The 18,692-nt window shown below is 68.0% G+C and carries 15 protein-coding genes; 8 read left to right on the plus strand and 7 right to left on the minus strand.

All coding sequences use genetic code 11. The features are described 5' to 3' along the window. Positions 1–472 precede the first annotated feature (472 nt). From ACN27F_RS15885 to ACN27F_RS15895, 3 genes are all read right to left on the minus strand, one after another. Entirely contained in the window at positions 473–712 is a 240-nt protein-coding gene (locus ACN27F_RS15885; RefSeq protein WP_278119604.1) for a hypothetical protein, read from the minus strand. A gap of 16 nt (positions 713–728) precedes the next feature. Next, positions 729–974: a hypothetical protein gene (locus ACN27F_RS15890; protein ID WP_421440244.1), complete on the minus strand. Its 246-nt coding sequence runs from the start codon at positions 972–974 to the stop codon at positions 729–731. Positions 975–1,153: 179 nt separating this feature from the next. Continuing rightward, a complete protein-coding gene (locus tag ACN27F_RS15895) occupies positions 1,154–1,387 on the minus strand; it encodes a hypothetical protein (protein ID WP_421434303.1) in 234 nt (77 codons plus the stop codon). A 166-nt stretch (positions 1,388–1,553) separates the two neighbouring features. Here ACN27F_RS15895 and ACN27F_RS15900 point away from each other — a divergent pair, with 166 nt between their 5' ends. From ACN27F_RS15900 to ACN27F_RS15910, 3 genes are all read left to right on the plus strand, one after another. After that, on the plus strand, positions 1,554–2,309 hold the full coding sequence (locus ACN27F_RS15900) for a hypothetical protein (RefSeq protein WP_421434304.1): 756 nt from the start codon (positions 1,554–1,556) through the stop codon (positions 2,307–2,309). 45 nt (positions 2,310–2,354) lie between these two features. Continuing rightward, positions 2,355–3,758, plus strand: a complete 1,404-nt coding sequence (tnpC, locus tag ACN27F_RS15905; protein WP_421434305.1) for an IS66 family transposase — start codon at positions 2,355–2,357, stop codon at positions 3,756–3,758. 495 nt (positions 3,759–4,253) lie between these two features. Continuing rightward, a complete protein-coding gene (locus ACN27F_RS15910) occupies positions 4,254–4,811 on the plus strand; it encodes a cysteine hydrolase (RefSeq protein ID WP_421434306.1) in 558 nt (185 codons plus the stop codon). 115 nt (positions 4,812–4,926) lie between these two features. Here ACN27F_RS15910 and ACN27F_RS15915 read toward each other — a convergent pair whose 3' ends face one another. The 3 genes from ACN27F_RS15915 to ACN27F_RS15925 form a co-directional block, all read right to left on the minus strand. Then, entirely contained in the window at positions 4,927–6,354 is a 1,428-nt protein-coding gene (locus ACN27F_RS15915; RefSeq protein WP_421434307.1) for an ATP-binding protein, read from the minus strand. A gap of 631 nt (positions 6,355–6,985) precedes the next feature. Next, positions 6,986–9,424: a DUF4132 domain-containing protein gene (locus ACN27F_RS15920; RefSeq protein WP_421434308.1), complete on the minus strand. Its 2,439-nt coding sequence runs from the start codon at positions 9,422–9,424 to the stop codon at positions 6,986–6,988. Then, entirely contained in the window at positions 9,424–9,822 is a 399-nt protein-coding gene (locus ACN27F_RS15925; protein WP_421434309.1) for a hypothetical protein, read from the minus strand. The genes ACN27F_RS15920 and ACN27F_RS15925 overlap by 1 nt, the downstream gene beginning before the upstream one ends. Before the next feature lie 148 nt (positions 9,823–9,970). On the opposite strand from ACN27F_RS15925, the gene ACN27F_RS15930 reads away from it, so the two are divergent. Next, complete coding sequence (locus ACN27F_RS15930; RefSeq protein WP_421434310.1) at positions 9,971–10,723, plus strand: maleylpyruvate isomerase family mycothiol-dependent enzyme; 753 nt, start codon at positions 9,971–9,973, stop codon at positions 10,721–10,723. An 11-nt stretch (positions 10,724–10,734) separates the two neighbouring features. On the opposite strand, the gene ACN27F_RS15935 is transcribed toward ACN27F_RS15930, so the two are convergent. Further along, entirely contained in the window at positions 10,735–12,282 is a 1,548-nt protein-coding gene (locus ACN27F_RS15935; protein ID WP_421434311.1) for an LLM class flavin-dependent oxidoreductase, read from the minus strand. A 133-nt stretch (positions 12,283–12,415) separates the two neighbouring features. On the opposite strand from ACN27F_RS15935, the gene ACN27F_RS15940 reads away from it, so the two are divergent. The 4 genes from ACN27F_RS15940 to ACN27F_RS15955 all read left to right on the plus strand — a co-directional run bounded on the left by ACN27F_RS15940 (position 12,416) and on the right by ACN27F_RS15955 (position 18,690). After that, complete coding sequence (locus ACN27F_RS15940; protein WP_421434312.1) at positions 12,416–12,937, plus strand: MarR family winged helix-turn-helix transcriptional regulator; 522 nt, start codon at positions 12,416–12,418, stop codon at positions 12,935–12,937. Between the two features lie 181 nt (positions 12,938–13,118). Then, on the plus strand, positions 13,119–15,746 hold the full coding sequence (locus ACN27F_RS15945; RefSeq protein WP_421434313.1) for a hypothetical protein: 2,628 nt from the start codon (positions 13,119–13,121) through the stop codon (positions 15,744–15,746). Continuing rightward, a complete protein-coding gene (locus tag ACN27F_RS15950; protein WP_421434314.1) occupies positions 15,743–17,287 on the plus strand; it encodes a hypothetical protein in 1,545 nt (514 codons plus the stop codon). The genes ACN27F_RS15945 and ACN27F_RS15950 overlap by 4 nt, the downstream gene beginning before the upstream one ends. Further along, positions 17,284–18,690: a DUF4407 domain-containing protein gene (locus ACN27F_RS15955; protein WP_421434315.1), complete on the plus strand. Its 1,407-nt coding sequence runs from the start codon at positions 17,284–17,286 to the stop codon at positions 18,688–18,690. The genes ACN27F_RS15950 and ACN27F_RS15955 overlap by 4 nt, the downstream gene beginning before the upstream one ends. Positions 18,691–18,692: the final 2 nt, after the last annotated feature.

The following is an 18,692-nucleotide window of genomic DNA, read 5'->3' on the forward strand; positions in this document are numbered from 1 at the left end:
CCTCGATCGGGGGTACCGGCGCGGCAGACACCGTCGGCGCCCCAGGTACATCCTCCCTCGGCACCGGAGACGCTTCCGCCGGAGCCGAAGCTTCAATGGGAGGCACCGGCACGGGAGACACCGCCGGCGCCCCCGGCGCGTCCTCCCTCGGCACCGGAGACGCCAGCGGCGGAGCGGGAGCCGGGGCCGTGACGGATGGTGTGGGCTCGCTCGGTGGCTCGTCGGAGGACATCGCGGCGATCGCCGGCACCGCGAAGGCCAGCGCGGCCGCTACCCCCAGCAGCGCGAACACGACAGGCTTTTTCGACAACGTGACCTCCTCGGCGGTCGGACCGGCGGTTGCCGGTCCCTTTCCACCTGTTCCCCACACCGATCAGCGCTGGGAGGTTGCACGCCGGACGCCACGATCATTGAGGATCGCGGTCTGCCGCCGCGCCGCCTGGAGGCGTCCGTCCGACGCTGCCGGGTCAGATCACAATCCCGCCGGTACGCGGTAGCCGAGCAACTGGCCGTACGTCAGCAGCGGTCGCAGCGTCGGTACGAGTGTCGTCGGCTGCGACGACCAGCGATGCCCCCGGTTGCCGTCCAACCGCCGATGCCGGGCCGCCGAACGCTCCTGGTCGAGCCGGGCCAGCCGCTTCGACGCCGCCGACCGCCCGTCCCGCCACTCCCGCCACCGCAACACCAACTCACGAACCATCTCGACGATCACCGCAATCTCCCTCTCACTATCGTTTGTCACGCCGGGGCAGCCGATACAGCCCACGGCGGCGGACGAATATCTCCCGCCGTTCGGCGGCGTCCCCGGAACTGTCGATCACATACCCCGCGACCCAGACCCAGCCTTCGTACGTCGGCTTGGGATCCACCGAGATCACCCGGAACGTCAACCGCCGTTCACCAGCGAACTGGACGCTGGCCGCGCGGCCGACCACCAGGACGTCGCCCGGCTTCGGCTCCGGCGTGTGCAACAGCCGACTACCCACCACGCCGATCCGCCAACGGGTACGTCGTACGCCCACACGCCGGACACCATCTCGACTTCACCTTGAACGACCACAGCCCGGCGCAGAAGCCAAGCAGCGCCACCCCGAACAGCGCCCCGATGTTCCACATCGATGTTGTTCCTCTCTCGAAAGACGGCTCCGGGCGATCACGGGTCGTCGAGCGACACCGGCTCACCGCCGTTGGCATCCCACCGGGCCAGGATCTCGGCGAGGATCCGCCGGGCACCCGCCTCACCGTGCTCAGCCTTCAAGTCCTCGAAGCTCCACCGCAGCGTCAGCACCATGTCGCCCGCCTCGTCGGTCACGCACTCCCTGGTGACGTCGGTGTCGTCTGCGCTCGGCTCCGACTCAGCCCGGCGATCCTCATCCATCGACGTCACGCCTCCAAGGCTGACTGGGCACCAGCTGTACCACGTAGGCTTGTACTGATGACTGACGCTGTTCTCGGTTCCCGTCTGCGACGGCACTTTGTTTGCCTGCCGATGAGATTGCCCTGCCTGCGGCGATCCGGGCAGGTACTACGCACGGACACGAAGGACACGCCCGATGTCCGCTGAAGTCCCTCGGCAGTTCAAGCCCAACCTTGTGCTGGTCAACCGCCGGAAGGCAGTCGGCTGGGAGTCACGCAAGCGCGCAGCACGCGAGCTGCACCGCGTAGGCCAACAGCACGGCATCCGCGAAACGCCGACGGTCGAGGCCATCGAGAAAGCGATGTACCGACACGAGACCGGGCGCGTATCAGTCACCGACCCCATCTACCGCCAGCTCTACTGCCTGGCATACGACGCAAAGCCCCATGATCTGTTCGGCGAGCTGACCGGCAACACCGAGGATCGGCCGTACTTCACGGCACGATCCCACAAGTTCCTTACAGCGTTCGTCGGCGCTGAAGGCGCTGCCCGGCTACGCGAGGCCACCGGCTGCAGGCCAGCCGAGGAGCAGTTGCACACCTGCTACTCGACTCCCGTCGAGCACTCGGAGGGCGACTGCACGCTGTACGTCTGGCCGTGCGGATCAGCGATCTTTCACCTTGTCGAGCACGTCGAGTTGTCCACGATCGCGGCACTCGCCGCGTGGCGGGAGGTCTCGTACGGCGACAACATCAGATGGGCTTCCGACTACCTAGCGCCCATCGCACCTGCCGAGGACGAGTCCGCGATTTACGTCCTTGGCGCTCACTGGGTTACCGATCCAGCCTGGCCGGCGGAGTTGCTAGACACCGCACTACGCATCATGTCGACTCCGAAAGTACTGCTGCACCGTGATCGCGCCTTGGACGACGGTGACTGGATAGGTTCCTGATCCCGGTGATGCTGTCTGCTGTGGAGGCTGGTAGGTTGACCAGCCATGCCCGCCGATCCGCCGCCGTCGTATGACGAGCTGCTGGCGTTGAACGCCGGGCTGGCCGCACGGCTGGAGCAGGCGCTGACGCGGATCGCTGAGCTCGAGGCCCGGTTGAAGCAGTCGTCGAGCAACTCGTCGAAACCGCCGTCGAGTGACGGGCTGGCCAAGCCGGCGCCGAAGTCGCTGCGGGGTCGTTCGGGTCGCCGGCCGGGCCGCCCCACCGGGGGCGAGGGCACCACCCTGTCCCAGGTGACTGATCCGGACGTGATCGTCCGGCATGTGCCGGACATCTGTGGCGGCTGCGGTGACGGCCTGACCGACGCCGCCGAGGTGACGGTCACCCGCCGGCAGGTGTTCGACATTCCCCAGCCCCGGGTGGTGGTGACCGAGCATCAGATCGTCACCGTCGCCTGCCGGTGCGGGCACCACACCACCGCTGCGACACCCGTCGGGGCCACCGCGCCCGCCATCTACGGACCTCGGATCGCCGCGATCGGCGTCTACCTGCTCCACGGACAGTTCCTGTCCATCGGCCGCACCGCCGACGCGATCCGTGACCTGTTCGGCCTGCCCGTCGCGGCGGTCACGGTCACCGCCTGGGTCACCCGCACCGCCCTCGGCGTGATCGACACGGTGCTCCCCGTCATCCGTGACCGCGTCCGACACGCCCCGGTCGCGCACTTCGACGAGACCGGCATGCGCGTCGACGGCCGCCTCGCCTGGCTGCACTCCGCCTCCACACCCACCGACGTGCTCCTCACCGTGCACCGCCGGCGCGGCACCGCCGGAATGGACGACGCCGGCGTGCTACCCGGATACACCGGCACCGCCGTGCACGACGCGTGGGCCCCGTACGACACCTACACCGACGCGGTCCACGCCCTGTGCAACGCCCACGTGCTGCGGGAACTGGTCTACGTGGTCGACACCGCCACCGGACAGGTCGCCGACCTCGCCGGCCAGGCCATCGACGCCCTGCGGCAACTGAACCACCTGACGGTCACGGCCCGCGCCGACGGCGGTGAACCCGATTCGGCCGACCTGGCCGAACAGACCCACCTGCTGCGCTCGGCCGTCGTGCTCGGCGCCGAGGCCACCGCCGACCGAACCGACAAGCTGCACCGCAAGTACCACGCCCTGTTCGTGCGGCTACGGGACCGACGCGCCGACTACCTGCGGTTCCTCACCGACCCGGCCGTGCCGTTCGACAACAACCCGGCCGAGCGGACCATCCGCATGCCGAAACTCCGGATCAAGGTCTCGGGCAGTATGCGCACCATGACCGGAGCCGAACACTTCGCCGCGATCCGCAGCTACACCGCCACCGCCACCCGACACGGCATCAACATGCTCGACGCACTCACCCGAGCCGCCGCCGGCAGCCCCTGGATTCCCACAACCGCCTGACCCACCTCGCGCGCTTGCGGTATTCCAAGGTCCCACGCACCTATCCAGTCACGGACGACGAACACCTCGCTCACGCCGAACTGGTCGAGCAATCGCTGCTTTCCGAGGCGTACGATCACGTAGGCATCGAATCGTTCGGCGTACCTGGGATTTCGGCGGGCTACGCCTCGTGGTCCGGGGTCGTGTACCACCCGATCTCGGCCGAGCGTTCCTTGACGGAAGCCGAGATGGTCGCCTGCGAGCTTGGGATTCAATCCATGTGGGCGTATAGCGACGCGATCGCCCGTCAGGTAGAGCAGGGACGAGACCCACAGGTACCGCCAGAGCATGGATGGCGCTACCTTCGGGGAGTACGCTCCCGGCTTACAGTTTCTCGCCTAAGAGAGACCGGACAGCATCAGGCGATGCGCCGAGCAATACTGCGGACCTGTGATCTGATGCCGGCTCTCGACCAAGCCATCGAAACCCTCCGCGATACGGATCGAGGCTGAGCCAATGACGACGGGTCGCCCGGTACTAGTAGTCACCGACATGCAGAACGGCTTCGTACGCGAACAGTCAGCGCACATCGTTCCTGTCGTTGTCGACTTGGTACGCCGCTGGCAGGAAGCCGGCGGCGACACACTCTTCACCCGGTACCTAAACTACCCCGGCAGCCCTTTCGAGCGCTTCTTTGACTGGCAACGGCTCCAGTCTCCCCCCGACATTGACTTAGTATCGGAGTTGCATCCCCATTTAAACCAAGGAGCAATGCTCGACAAGAGGATCTACAGCCCATTCACGCCTGAGGGGATAGCGCTATTCCAAGAGCGCGGATGGGAAGAGTTCTACTTCTGTGGCATCGCCACAGAAAGCTGCGTCTTGAAGGGCGCCGTGGACGCATTCGAACACAACTTCACACCCTGGCTGATCGCGGATGCGTCGGCAAGCCACGCAGGTGCCGAGGCTCATAATGCCGGCCTCTTGGTAGCTCGGCGTTTTATTGGCCCCCGCCAAGTCATTAGCCGAGACCAGATACCAGCGAAATTAGTGTTGGGACGCACCAAGCGTTAGATAGAGACTTAGGCACTGACCAGAGGCGACAGTGCCCCTATTGCAGCCAGCTGCCAAGAATTGTGCCGCACCCGCTGGGAGTCGGATCGCGTGGGATTAGACTCGGTCAGCCAGGCTACTCTTCCGATATCAACCAGACCGCTCGTGGATCACGAGGACTCTTACCACTCCATCGTACGAATCCTTCGGATTCCAACGCCTTAAGTCGCACCAAAACATAGGGGCGACTAAGACCGAGTAGCTCGACCAGCTCACCAGTTCCTAAGGGTGCGCCAGCAGCCCGGAGTGCGTTAAGAACCTGCTGACTCCCGTTGGGCATTCTTGATGCCGTACGAGGGTCAATTCGCGGCACATCAGAGAGAACCAATCTTACACCGGCTTGCGTCTGGGTATAAACGGGGTCCGTCAATCCGGTTCGGCGCATTTCATCGAAAATGCGCCGAATCCCTTCTCCCAATTCCTGTCCGATCATTAGGTCGGCACATACCCGAGCAATGCGTGGATTGCGGGCAAACCGACTAATCTTTAGTGGTTCCTGTGGATTAGCCAGACCTGGGAATCGTCCCGGGCTTTCGATCTGAATTCGATTTAGGTAAATTTCGACTCGAATGTGATCCGAAAGACTATAAGAACGGTGAACTACTGCATTGACAAGGCCTTCTAGCCAAGCATCGCGGGGGACAATCGGACGAGGCTCAAATTTTCCACTTGGGCCTAGTGCACGACGACGGGGCATGAGTTCCTCTATATGCCCCTGTGCTTCATGGATAACTCGAGGTATCGGACCCTCGATTCGAGCATCTGCGCCTTCCTCAAGCCCTAGGCGGGCACCGGTCCCTCGTTTGACGTCGAGAAATCGCAGCACTCGAACATGGGCTTGTGGAAACTCATCTTGCGGGTGCCTACCAAAAAGGAGGTAGCCAGCCGTCGTGAGTTCATTATTTCTGGTCAGTAGACTGCGCGCGCGAAAGACTTGCTCGGTGGCACCCCTCGCACCCACACTTCGCCTGAAATCAGATACAAGCCCTTTATCCAGGTCTCTAATCGGAATTTCTCCAACAGGAACTGCCTCATACTGGCTCTGTCCACGGTCATACTCCAGCTCCTGCCTCTGCGCGAAAGTTAATTTCCTTGATTCATCACCAACACGCAAAAAGCAATCGCCATTTTTGGTCTCATGAACACGATCGCCCGGATCTATCCTGACAATGAGCAACTTGTCGGAATTACCCTTTGCGTTAATGCAGTCGATTTCAGTGAACTTACTTCTGACCGGAGGGGACGTAAAGTCGAACGGCACCTGGCGGAGTTCATTCAATTTGTTGGGCGAGTTGCTAAACCCTTCTACCCTGCCGCCACTTAGGCCGATTGCGATCGTTCCGCCCTCGGCATTGGCAAACGCAACAAGGGCTGGCCCCAAGTCTCTGGGGTGAATCCGAGAACTCTTGCGGTCGAACCACTGGTCCTCAGGCAGGGCAAGTAGCCTTGGTCCGATCTCCACCAAGGGTGCTGTAAGTGCAGCGTCGACGTCATTGGAACTCATATGGCCTACTGTAAACGGTTTATAGTTCATCCGCTCCCTACACGCCCAACTCCCAGGGAGGTATCTCGATCACTCTCAGTAACCAACAAGGCCTCACGGCGCCTGGCGGTGGCTGGCAGCGTCTTCGTTTAGAGTCTGTTTAGAGTAGCCAGCTTGCGTACCGGTTTTGGCAGGTCAGAGCCGTCCGTCGGAGCTACAGGGGGTTTAGAGCTCTAACGCAGCGGTGCGTAGGCACGCCGAGACCGGGTGCGTTGGCACCTAGCGCCCCGCGTGCCTCGGCGTCTACCGGAGGGCTTGAGTACAGCCAGCCGAAGCACGCAGAGCGCGCAAGCGAGGAGCGAGGTACCGGCTGAGGCCGGTGACGATTGACGCAAACTGGGACAGTGCTGGTCTCGGTTTCAGTCTCATTCACCGGCACCCGGGGGTGCCCGTGCGAGAACGGTCAGGACCATAGCAGCAGCTCACGAACCTGGTCGAACTCAGCAGAACGCGGGTGCACAGACTTGAAAAGCGTTTCGGGTTCACACCCTCACGAATTCGATTCCCGTACCCCCAGCTCACTGAGCAGCCACAACGCCGGCTGGCCGGTCCCGTTGTGGGACCGGCCAGCCAGCGGCTCTGCGCCGTACGGCTATCGGGCGACGGTGAGTTGTTGGACGATCGTCGGGTCGGTGATCTGGTCATCCTTGGCCAGCAACAGCGCCTTGCTCAGCACGACGGCCAGGACAGCGTCACCTTCGAACGGCAGGAAGCCCGGCTCCGGGCCACGTGACGCGGACCGGCTGGGCACGATGCAGAGATAGGTGTCGTTCGGGCTCATCAGGATGTTCCCCGAACCAAGATGGATCTTGTACGTACGCAGCTCGCCTCGTACCACCAGGAACCGACCATCGACGGTGGCCCGCTGACCGATCGCCAGCCGGGGCAGCAGCCGGACCAGCAGATCCCGCCGGGTCTGCGCCGTCGCCGACAACTCCCCGAAGCTGTACGACGTCCAATAGTCCCGGTAGCGGCCCTGCGGACCCCCGTCCGACCAGGTCGGATCGTTGCCGACGCTGGCCACCCCGACGAACAGGTCGACGTCGCGCATCACCTCGCTGAACACCAGCGGTGGGACCTGATCCAGCGGCAACGGCGCGACCGGTGCCGCATCAGCACCGCCGTACCACCGGTCGTGGGTGTATCCGCCGCCCGAGGCGTGAGCCGAGTTGCCGGCGGCGGCGATCGGATAGAACCGCACCTGGTCGGTGACCAGCCGCAGGTAGGACCCGCTTTCGGTGGTGTCGACGCCGTACTCGTCGCCGATCCCCTCCACCCAGTATTCGGCGCGCAGCCCCCAGCGGGGCAGTTCACGGGTCGTCGGCGGGTACACGTCGTCGACCATCAGCCGCAGCCGGTCGGTCCAGCCCCGGGCGGCGGTCAGCGCCCGGTATTGGTGCTGGCGCAGGATGTGTCCGGCGAACCGGTTCGAGTACGTGCCGGTGGTCTCCTCGGCCGGGGTGAGCAGATACACCTCCCGGTGGGCCTGCTTGAACGGCTGGACGATCCGATGCCGTTCCAGCCAGTCCCGCCAGGCCACCACCTCCGGCACCGGCCGGCCGATCGGATGCCAGAGCTGGACCGGCGCGTCGTCGGCGGCGGCCACCGGGGCGTCGTCGACCGTACGCAGCGTGTCGCCCGCCCAGCCGCACGGCACCCCGTCGACCAGCCAGATCAGCCGTCGGGCCAGCGCCCCGACCAGCGGATGGTCGAGGTAGCGTTCCCGCCACCCGGTCAGCGTCCAGCCGCGCTGGGCGAGGAACATCCGGTCCAGCCGGGCCGACTGGGCGACCAGCATCCCGGTGATCTCCTTGGCCAGCGCCTTCAGGTCCGCGACGGCCTGCGGGTGGTCCCGCCGTACGGCCGCCGGTGGGCTCTTCACCGGCCGACCGGACTCGTTGTGCCAGGCCAGAGCAGCTGCGCTGGGGCCGAAGGTCAGCTCGACCCGGCAGCCGCCGACCGTCACCTCGTGCCGGCCGACGCCGGACAGGCCGTAGTCGGGGACGGCCAGCTCCTCGATCTCGTCGCGGCCGACGCCGAGCGCCGTGGCCCGTACGTCGAGCGCCTTGTCGATCTCGTTGAGCGTGCCCTTGTAGGTGACCCGCGCCGACAGCCGAGCCAGCTGGGCCAGCGCCACCTCGCTGTCGACGCGCCCGAGGACACCGACCGCCGCGTTGGCCACCTTCGGGCAGGCCGGGCCGACGTCGGGCAGCCGGCGCAGCATCGTCTCGACCAGCGCGCCGACCTGGCGGATCTGCTGCGGCGTCGGCCCGATCAGTTCGACCAGCCAGAGCAGACCCCGCAGCGCGTCGGCGTTGGCGGCGACCGGCACCTGCTGCGGCGTACGAGACGCGGCGGCCAGCCACCGGTCGAACACCGCGGCGGCCTGCGTCGGGTCGACCGAGGCGAGCAGGTCCCGTGCCGCGTTCACCCAGGCCGCTGACGGGCGGGCGGTGGTGGCGGTGCTGGCGTGCGCGATCAGCCGCCGCCACACCGCGTCGAGCGTGGACAGCTCGGCCAGGATCTCGCCGGCCCAGGGATCCTGGTCGGACACGGGTGAGTTGCCCAGCTCGGCGAGGAGCTGCCGCAGCCGTGGGCTCTCCCCGGAGCGGCTGGTGATCAACTCGGCCAGGTCGGCGGGGAGTTGGCCGAGGGTGGCGTACCGGCGGCGGGCGACGACCTCCAACGCGGTGGGCGGCAACCCGAACGGCTCCCGGACAGCGAACGTGGCGAGGGCCTGCGCGTCGTCGTCGGGCAGCTCGGCGGGCAGCCGGCGGGCCAGCTGGGAAATCAGCTCGGTCGCCGCCCACGGCCGGTGTCGGTCGGCCATCCGTACGTCCACCAGGGTGCGCACCAGCCGTACCAGATCGGGTCGGGACAGCGGGCGCAGCGCGGCCCGCATCTCCGCGCTGTCGACGGCCTGCTGGGCGTGTGTGTAAAGGTAGCGGGCCAGATCGGCGAGCGCGTTCGTGCCGACAAGTTCGTGAATCCGCTCAACCTGCCAGGCAGGCTTGGCGGCGGTCCGGGCCATCAGCCACCCACCAGGGCGACGAGTTTGAGGAAGGTGACCTCGGTGTCGCGCCGCAGGTCGACCTCGTCGTCGAGGTTCTCGACCTGCCGGTCACCGACGAGCACCACGAAGCCGTTGCGGCCGAACGCCTCCTCGGCGAGGGCGATCTGCCGCTCCGGGTCGACCCGGGGGCGGGGTCGGACGGTCCGGTCGCCGTTGAGGGCCCGTTCCGTCGACGTCGGCGTCACCAGCGGCCGAGCCGGGGCTGACGCCTCGGCGGCGTGGTACTCGGCCACCTCCTGGTGGATCCGCCGTCGGATCAGCTCCCGCAGCGTCAACCGCTCCTCGAATATCCGCAGCGCCCATGCGGGCGTACGGGCACCGGCCGTGCTCTCGTCAACGAAGGTCACCATCGCCATGGCGCCGGAGTCTAGGAGCATCCACCGACACCGGCGGGTCCCGCCGTCGCGGCCAGGCGGGGTCACCGACGCACGACAATCGACTTACGTCCATGCAGTAGGCAACGTCGGAGGTGCCCGACGGGCGGATCCGGCTTACGGTCGGAACGTGTTGGTGTACGACATGGTGGTACGCGAGCGGCGGGCACTGGCGGAAACCCTGAGCCGGCTCACCGCCGACGAGCTACGACAGCCCAGTCTCTGTGCCGGGTGGACGATGCACGACATCGCCGCGCACCTGACGACCTATCTGACCTTCGGCCAGGTCAAGCTCTACCTGGGCATCATGGCGACCGCCGCCGACATCGACCGGATCAACGTGGTGCTCACCCGCCGGGCCGCCCGCCGGCCCACCGCCGAGTTGATCGACACGTTGCGCCGGCACGCCGACGCCCGCACGACGATCCCCCGGTCCGGGTTCGACCCGGTCCTCACCGACGCGATCCTGCACGACCTGGACATCCGGCGTCCGCTGGGCATCGTGCGCGAGGTGGCCGAGGAGCCGCGTTGGGTCGCCTTCAACCACCTGGCCCGCAACCCGGCGCTGGGCTACGCGAAAGGGCCACGGCTCGGCCAGCTCGAACTGATCGCGACCGACACCGGCTGGCGGTACGGCAGCGGTGTCCCGGTCCGGGGCACCGCCGAAGCGCTGCTGCTGGCGATGAGCGGACGCGACGACGGCTGGGACGAACTCGACGGCGACGGTGTGCCGCTCCTGCGCGAACGGGTCCGCGACCGTCCACAGTTTCATCCGGTACGGCGGCTGGCGATGGCGGCCAACGTACTGATCAATCCGCCGCCGGCCGACCGCAGGTCACGGACGGCGACCGCACCACCGATGAACCCGATCACGCCGGGCTGAGCAGGGCAGGGTCATGCCGGGCTGAACCGGGCGAGCGGTTCGACGAGTTCCCGCTCCTCGTAGGACAGATGCGACAGCAGGGCGTCGGTGAGCAGGTCGACCGCGGCCTGCACCTCGCCGATCCGATCCGGCTCGCTGACCAGGGCAACCAGCGCCCGGTCCACCCGTTCGAGCACGTCGTGGATGACATGGTGCTCCTCCGACAGCCGGTCGATCACCGGGGCGAGCCCCGGGTCGGCGCGGCGTAGCTGCGGCAGCATGCTGATGTCTTCGATCGTGTGGTGGGTGGTCACCACCCGGCAGTACGACTCGCAGTAGGCACCGAGCGTCCAGTTGTTCTGCCGCATGGCCATCGTGTTGATGTGTGCCCGGGCACCACCGGCGCTCATGGTGCCTGCCGCGACCTGGCCGACGAGGTCGCGCACCGTCCGCAGCTCACTGCGCAGATGATCGTGTACGTCGATCAGGTGCTGGCCGGCAGCCCGCTGGGCTGGACGGTAGATCAGCGACGGGTCGGGCGGCGGCGCGCTCGGCCGGGCCGACTCGTCCCAGACACGTTCGCTGCTGCGCCGTACCCCGTCGTCCGGGGTCGGGGTGATGCCGGCCGCGGCGGCGGCCGATGCCGCCGGCCCCGCCGGAGTAGCCAAAGCAGCCGGGGTCGCCGGAGTAGCGGTTGCGGATCGGCCGGTCGACACCAGATCACGCACTACCGGGACCACGTCGGCGGCGAATCGGCGGATCGTGTCCGGGTCGTCGCTGGACAGGATGTAGCCGCTGAATCCCTGTCGCAGGGTCAGCTCGGCCAGCTGCTCCGCCCACTGGGCGGGCGGCCCGGCGAGGAATCCGTCGCCTCGCCCGGAGGTGCCGCTGATGTTGTAGAGCCGGCGGACCGCGGCCGGGTCCCGGCCGGCCTCGGCGGCGGCCGTGTCGATCGTCGCGTTCATCGCCGGCAACTGCTCCGGCGACGCGTACGGGCTGCTGGGCAACCAGCCGTCGGCGAGCCGGCCGGTGACCCCGAGCATCCGCTTCTTGTAGGCGCCGAGCCAGATGCCGATGTCGTGCGCGGGCGCCGGCCCGGGGTGCACACCCCGCACCCGGTGGTACTGTCCGTCGACCTTGACGGTGCCGCCGTCGACGTTCCAGACGGCGCGGATGACGGCGATCGCCTCCGTCAGAGCCTGTACGCTCTCCGCCGGCCGGCGCCGGGCACCGCCCATCGCCGCTATGGCGTCCCAGAACGCCCCGGCGCCCAGGCCGAGTTCGACCCGCCCCCCGGTGAGCAGGTCGAGGCTGGCTGCGCTGCGGGCCAGCACGGCCGGCGGCCGTAACGGAAGGTTGGCCACGTTCGGCGACACCCGGACCCGGCTGGTGCTGGCGGCGATGACCGACAGCAGGGTCCAGGTGTCCAGGAAACGGGCCTGGTACGGATGGTCCTGCACGGTGACCAGATCGAGCCCGACATCCTCGGTGAGCTGTGCCAGGGCCACCACCCGGTCGGGTTGCTCGGCGATCGGGGTGATGAAGGTGCCGAACAGCAGATCGTGGCCGTAGTCCGTCATGTCTCGCTCCTGCATCCGCCGCCAAAGGTTCGGGTTCGGTCAAAGATAGTCTGCCTGGCAGACAATCTGCCTGTGAGCTTGTCCTCAACCGAGACGATCGTCTGACCGTACGACCGGGTCTAGACTCGGACGCATGCCCAGTTCGGTCGAGCCCGCCCAGCCGGCGTCGGCGAGCGCCGCCGACGGTGGTGACCTCGGCTGGGCGCTCGGCGTGGTGTTCCGGGCGTATCTCAAGGCCGCCGATCGCATCCTCGACGACCTGCCCGGCGGGCCGCGGGGCCACCAGGTGTTGGCCGCGGCCGTGCAGGGTGCGCCGCAGAGCCAGATCGCGCTCGCCCGCCGGCTCGGCATCGACAAGACCGTCATGACCTACCTGATCGACGACCTGGAAAAGGTTGGACTCGTCGAACGGCGAGCGCATCCGGACGACCGGCGACACAAGCAGGTGGTCGCCACCGAGCAGGGCAGCAGGATCTGGGCGGCGACCCGGCAGCGGCTCGATCACGCCGAGGACCAGCTACTCGGCCCGCTGAGCCCGGCCGACCGCACCGAGTTGCGTTCCCTGCTGCACCGGCTGGCCGAGCGGGCCCAACGCATCGACCCGGTCGCCGACACCTGCCAGATCGTCTCCGACATCACGGCCGACCAACACTGAACCCGCCGTCGCCGGACACCGGCGAGGGCTGCCGGTCCCAGCAGGGCAAGCGCGCCGGTCGCGGCACCCACAGCCACCGGCTGCCGACTGACTGTCCGTCAGGGGACGACACGGGTCATCCAGCGCCCGGGTCGTCCGTACCTGGCGGATCGACAGCTCACCGGCGGCAGGGAGCTCAGCTGTGGTTGGAGTGGACATTCAGTCCCGGATAGTAGAAGTACTGGACGGGCGTCGGAGCCAGCAGCCGTTCGTCGACGAACTCGCGCTCACCTGGGCCGCGATGATCGACGCCTTCGACCGGCTCCGCCATGTACTGGTGGATTTCGACAAGACCGTCGCGGCCAATCCGAACGTGCCCGGCGTGACAAGGTTCCACGACGCTGTCGCAGCCCTGGTCGGCCGCGACGGCGCTACCCGATCCTCGCGTGCCGACCTGCTCCGCGGCCAGATCGACGCGGCGTCCCGGCAGCTCGCCGCCGCCCGTACGCGGATCCACCGGAGCACCGTCAACATCGGTGTCATCGGCGGGACCAAGGCCGGCAAGAGCACCTTTCTCCGGACCGTCACGAATCTGCCGGATTCGGTGATCCCGACCACCCGGTTCAACCCGACCACGGCGGCGGCCAGTCGGATCTACCACACCACCGGGTCTCCCGGCGCCACCCTGTTCCTGCACACCTGGCAGTCGTTCCGCGAGCACTACCTGGCCCCGTTGCACGAGTCAGCCGAACTCGGGCCCGCTCCCACCACTGCCGAGGAGTTTCGGCAGTACTACTATCCCCACCCCGGCAGCGCGGACGTCGGCCGCACCAGAGCCGACGACTACCTGCGCAAGCTCCGGTCGGCCCAGCGTTCCCTGGCCAGCTACGCGCAGCTGCTGCAAGGGTCCGACCGGACGATCAGTGTCGACTTCGCCGATCTGCGCCCCTTCGTCGCATATCCCGATCTCGACCGCGGTGATTCGGATGAGCACCAGCCGTTCCACGCGGTACGCAGTGTCCGGATCGAACAGGAATTCCCGGACGTCACCGCCACCGGACTCGGACTTGTCGACCTTCCAGGTGCCGGCGAGGCGGGCCTCGACGTCGACCGGCAGTTTCTTCAGCAGGTACGCGACGAGATCGATCTGCTGTTGATGATCAAACGCGGTGACCGCAAAGGGGCCTCCTTCGTGGGCGAGGACGCCTACGCACGCGACCTGGCCGACTCGGCCCGGGCCGGTGTCCCGCTCTCCGACTTCTACCTGGTGGTGGTCAACCGCGATGCGGAGAACGATCCCGACGGTGAGTATTTCGCGAACACCGTCAAGCGGGTCGCCGCGGTAGCCCAGGAGCGGAGCATCCGGGTGCTCACCGCCGACGTCATCGACCGCGAGGACGTCTTCGTCAACGTCGTACGCCCGGTGTTGGACCACCTCGCGACTCGGCTCACCGAGATGGACCGGGTCGTGCTCCAGCAGGCCCGGGCCCTCGCCGCCAGGGTCGCCGCGGAGATCGCTGAATACGCCGACGAGGCGCTGGCCCTGGCCGGGCACCTGTCCCGCCTGCTGCCCAACCAGGAGGACGAATTCCGCAACCTGGCCGAGCAGCTTCGCGACAACCTCGCCCACGACCTTGCGGTGCTGGTCGACCGGTACGACGGAAGCCTGGCCGCGGGGCGGACGGACGCCGCGTTGGAGGCCGCGATCTCGCAGGCGGTCGGCGCTGCGCGCGGCTGGGTCCACGACGGGCTCGGCCGCGGCAGCCGAGAGCAGTGGACACAGCAGATCCTCGGCCGGTACGTGTACGGCTCGCTGAAGACGAAGCAGGACGAGTACTACCGCGCCAAGACCGAAATCACCGAGATCTTCGGCCAGATCGACGTCTCTCTCGGCGAGTCGGTGCAGCGTCTCTGGGATGAGATCGCCGAGGTGCTGCGGGAGCGGCTCACCGAGACTCTCGTGCCGCCCGGCCCGGCCGCGCTGCAGGAACTGCTTCGCACGGCGGACAACCGGCAGGCGGCCATCCTCCGGGATGCGCTGCGGCAGCTCTGTCAGCTGAAGGTCGACTATGGCAGCGTCGTGCTGCGGGTGACCCGGCCCGTGATCCGCGGCATCCACTGGGACCGGCGCCGGGCCGCCGCCGTGACCGCATCGGTCGCGGCCGCCTCGGCACCATCCGCGCCGGCAACCGCCGGGACGTCGGCGAACGCGGCACCGGCCACCGCTGCTACCGCGTACCGGCCAGCTGCCACCGGCTGGATCCGCAACGCGGCCGGAGCCCTGGTACGGGCGCCACAGGCCCTACCGGGCCAGGCGGTCACGCCGGCACCGGCGACGCCGGCGGCCCGCACCACAGTCCCGGCGGGCGCTACCCAGTCCGTCGGTGACGACCAGGGCGAGCAGGAGACGGCGAAGCGCGGTGCCAGCGAACTGTACGACGAGGTGGCGGCGGCCGTCGACAGGTGCATCACGGAACTCGACGCCACGCTGCGGCAAGAGGCCCGAACGATGTCGCGGACGCTGGCGGCAGCGGCCGACCGCTTCTTCGACAGCGCGATCCGGACCGTCCGCAGCGAGCGGGACTACGAGCGCCTGTGCCGGCTCGACCAGCGAGCGATCTGGCCGGACCGCTTCGACGGCGGTGCCGCTCGCCTCGCCGCGGAGCTCTCCCGGGTCACGCAGCAGGCCAACCTGGTGCTCGCCGCGGCGGACGGAATCGACCACGCCGCAGGCCGGACCAACCACGCTGCCAGCCGGACCAACCACGCTGCCAGCCGGACCAACCACGCTGTAGGCAAGACCAACCACCTTGACGGGCCTCAGCCATGAGTACCGGCAGCCGGACCGAGCCGATCGACGTGGCGGCATTGGGTGCCATCGGCACCCGGCTCGGCTCCGGCGGTCAGGCCGTCGTCTACGAGTTGCCGGGGTTCTCCCTGCCCGGTACCCCGGACCGGCTGGTGTACAAGCAGTACAGGCCGGGGGCCGCGCCGCGTCGGCAGGCGGTCGACGAGCTGGTCGACCGCCGGGCCCAGCTCGGCGAATCCGACCGCAGACGGCTGGACAGCATCGCCGCCTGGCCCCTGCGGCTGGTGACCGACGCCAGCGAGGTTCGGGGCGTCGTGCTGCCCCGGATCCCGGAGACGTTCTTTCAGACCATCGTGCTGCCGAGCAAGCGGACAAAGGAGATTCCGCGGGAGGTCCAACATCTCTTCGTCGATCCCGAGCGCTGCCGCCGCATCGGCGTCACAGTGCCGAGCCCCGAACAGCGCCTGGAGATCTGCCGGGACTTCGCCGCTGCGCTGTCCTTCCTGCACGGCCCATCGGTCGGCGTGGTCTTCGGTGACATCAACGCCAAGAATGAGCTGTTCCGGCTGGGTGCCGCGCCGACGGTGATGTTCGTCGACTGTGACGCGGCCCGGATGCACGGCAGTGTAGCCAACCCGCTACAGCTCAACGCCCCGGACTGGACGCCTCCGGACCGCTCCCCGGCGCTCAGCCGGCACACCGATTTATACAAGCTCGGACTTTTCGTGCTGCGCTGTCTCACGTTCGGTGAGCAAGCCTCGACCCGGACCGACCCGCTCGCCGCTGCCGACGTACTCGACGACCACGGCATCGATCTGTTGCGGGCAGCGGTGACCGGCCCGGCGGCCGGCCGGCCGAGCGCACCTGACTGGCATCACTACCTGAGCTGGGTACTCGGCCAGCCGCTCGGTCCGCCGACCCTGACCGGTGTCGAGGTGGATCGCACCCTGGTGGCCGCTGGCGAACCGGTCACGGTCCGCTGGCTGGCTCAGCAGGCCGATGCCGTCGAGATCGCCGTACCCGGTGGCGCGGCCCGCGTCGCCGGCAACCGTACGGCCGCCGGCTCCATCGAGGCGTACCCGGTCCGTAGTGGGCGGATAGCGGTGACCGCCCGGAACAAGGCTGGTTCCGCCCGGTCCGAAACGGTGCCGGTCGCCGTCCTGGACGCCACCGGTTGGAGTGACCTGCCGGTGGCCGTCCCCCGGCTGCCGCTGCCGTCCGGCGGACAGCCACGACTGCCGGACCTGTCCACGGTCCTGCCACCCATGGTCGCTGTCGACCCGGTGCCGTCCGCGCCGCTGCCGCTACTCCCCTCGACCACGGACCGGGTGGCGTGGGCAGCACCGGCGCTGCCCCGGCGCGATACCCCTGGCACGGCGTTGCCGACCGGCGGTGCCGTGGCGGCACCGTGCCCGCCGGACATCCTCGCGGTGACCGGTCTGTCCCTCCTGGATACCGATGCGTCCGGACCGATCGACGTGACCTCGATGGTGACGTCCGGACCGGACATCGACCTGATCCCCGACACCGGGTCTCCCTTCGGCGGAGAGGACAGCCGATGAAGCTTCGCTACGCACTGGCCTGGCTCGGTGGAGGGCAGCCGGAGCTTGTCTCGCTCGCCCCCCGGGATGCCGCCCGGTACAACTCGATGGGCGCCGTGCTGCTCGGCACCGCCGGCATGGCAGCACTGTCGGCGACGTTCGCGCTGCACACCGCCGTGCAACTGCCGACCGCGACAGCGGCTGTGGTCGGCCTGCTCTGGGGCCTGCTGATCCTGTCCCTCGACCGGATGCTCGTGATCACCATGTCCGGTCAGTCAGGGTTCTGGCGCGCGGCCGTGGCCGCGCTTCCGCGTCTTGGCCTGGCACTGCTGATCGGAACGGTCATCTCCATGCCGTTGGTGCTGCGCATCTTTCAACCTGAGATCGACAGCGAGCTGGAGGTCATGCACGCCGAAAGCCTGACGGCCGCCCAGCAGACGCTCGACGAGCAGTATCAGGACATCCCGTCGCTGCAGCAGCGGATCGCCGAGTTGGTGCCGGTGGCCAACGGCGAGCGCCGAGCCAGCGTGGCAGACGACCCGGACGTGCAGGCCGCGCGGGCGCAGGTGGCGGCCGCACGCGACGACTACGAGACGGCGGCCGAGAAGGCACGCTGCGAATTCACCGGCGAGTGCGGCACCGGTGATCCCGGTGACGGTCCGGCGTACCAGCAGGCGAAGGCGGCCGCGGACAACGCGCTGGCCCGCCTCGACGCGGCCGAGGCCGAACTGCGCGAGGTCCAGGCGCGGGCCGAACAGGTGATCTCCGGCGCTAACGGATCGGCCCAGCAGCAAGCCCAGCAGCAGCTTGATTCGCTGCAGCCGCGGTTGGCCGGGCGAATCGCCGAGCGCGACGCGACGCAGGGCCGGCTCACCGCCGCCGAGCAGGACAACAGCGGGCTGCTGGCTCGGCTCGAAGCCCTGGAGCGACTGTCCCACGGACGGCCGCTCATGTGGCTGGCACACGGGGCGCTGGCGGCCCTCTTCGCCTGCATCGAGCTGCTGCCCGTGCTCGCGAAGCTGCTGTCGGGCGCGAAGCGGCCAAGCCTGTACGACAAGCTGGTCGACCGGCGGGAGAGGCAGACGCTGGACACCGACGAGGTTCGGACGGACCGGCGGCAGCAGACCATCAGGCAACGGGAGAGCGCCCGGTCGCAGCTCGACAAGCATCGCGTCGACCTCCAACTCGAAGCCGGCAAGACCGCGAACGAGCAGCTCGTCGGCAAGCAGAAGGAGATCGCGCAACGGGCGATCGACATCTGGGGCGAGGTCGCCAGCAAGCGGTCCGACGAGGAATTGGCCCGCTGGTACGCCCGGTACGCCGCAGACCCGCCCACCCCGATCCCACCCGCTGCGAGCCCGGCGCCGGTCCCGGCGCCGACCAGAGGCGACCCGACGAGCCAAAAAGGCCTCAACGGATCATGAAA

The sequence above is a fragment of the Solwaraspora sp. WMMB335 genome, from assembly GCF_049179075.1.
In the GTDB taxonomy this organism is placed as follows: Bacteria; Actinomycetota; Actinomycetes; order Mycobacteriales; family Micromonosporaceae; genus Micromonospora_E.

Coding starts and splice junctions, on each gene's coding strand:
- ACN27F_RS15940 (WP_421434312.1), top strand. CDS start 12,416: ATGCCCAGTTCGGTCGAGCCCGCCCAGCCGGCGTCGGCGAGCGCCGCC.
- ACN27F_RS15920 (WP_421434308.1), bottom strand. CDS start 9,424: ATGGCCCGGACCGCCGCCAAGCCTGCCTGGCAGGTTGAGCGGATTCAC.
- ACN27F_RS15915 (WP_421434307.1), bottom strand. CDS start 6,354: ATGAGTTCCAATGACGTCGACGCTGCACTTACAGCACCCTTGGTGGAG.
- ACN27F_RS15910 (WP_421434306.1), top strand. CDS start 4,254: ATGACGACGGGTCGCCCGGTACTAGTAGTCACCGACATGCAGAACGGC.
- tnpC (WP_421434305.1), top strand. CDS start 2,355: ATGCCCGCCGATCCGCCGCCGTCGTATGACGAGCTGCTGGCGTTGAAC.
- ACN27F_RS15955 (WP_421434315.1), top strand. CDS start 17,284: ATGAAGCTTCGCTACGCACTGGCCTGGCTCGGTGGAGGGCAGCCGGAG.
- ACN27F_RS15900 (WP_421434304.1), top strand. CDS start 1,554: ATGTCCGCTGAAGTCCCTCGGCAGTTCAAGCCCAACCTTGTGCTGGTC.
- ACN27F_RS15935 (WP_421434311.1), bottom strand. CDS start 12,282: ATGACGGACTACGGCCACGATCTGCTGTTCGGCACCTTCATCACCCCG.
- ACN27F_RS15950 (WP_421434314.1), top strand. CDS start 15,743: ATGAGTACCGGCAGCCGGACCGAGCCGATCGACGTGGCGGCATTGGGT.
- ACN27F_RS15925 (WP_421434309.1), bottom strand. CDS start 9,822: ATGGCGATGGTGACCTTCGTTGACGAGAGCACGGCCGGTGCCCGTACG.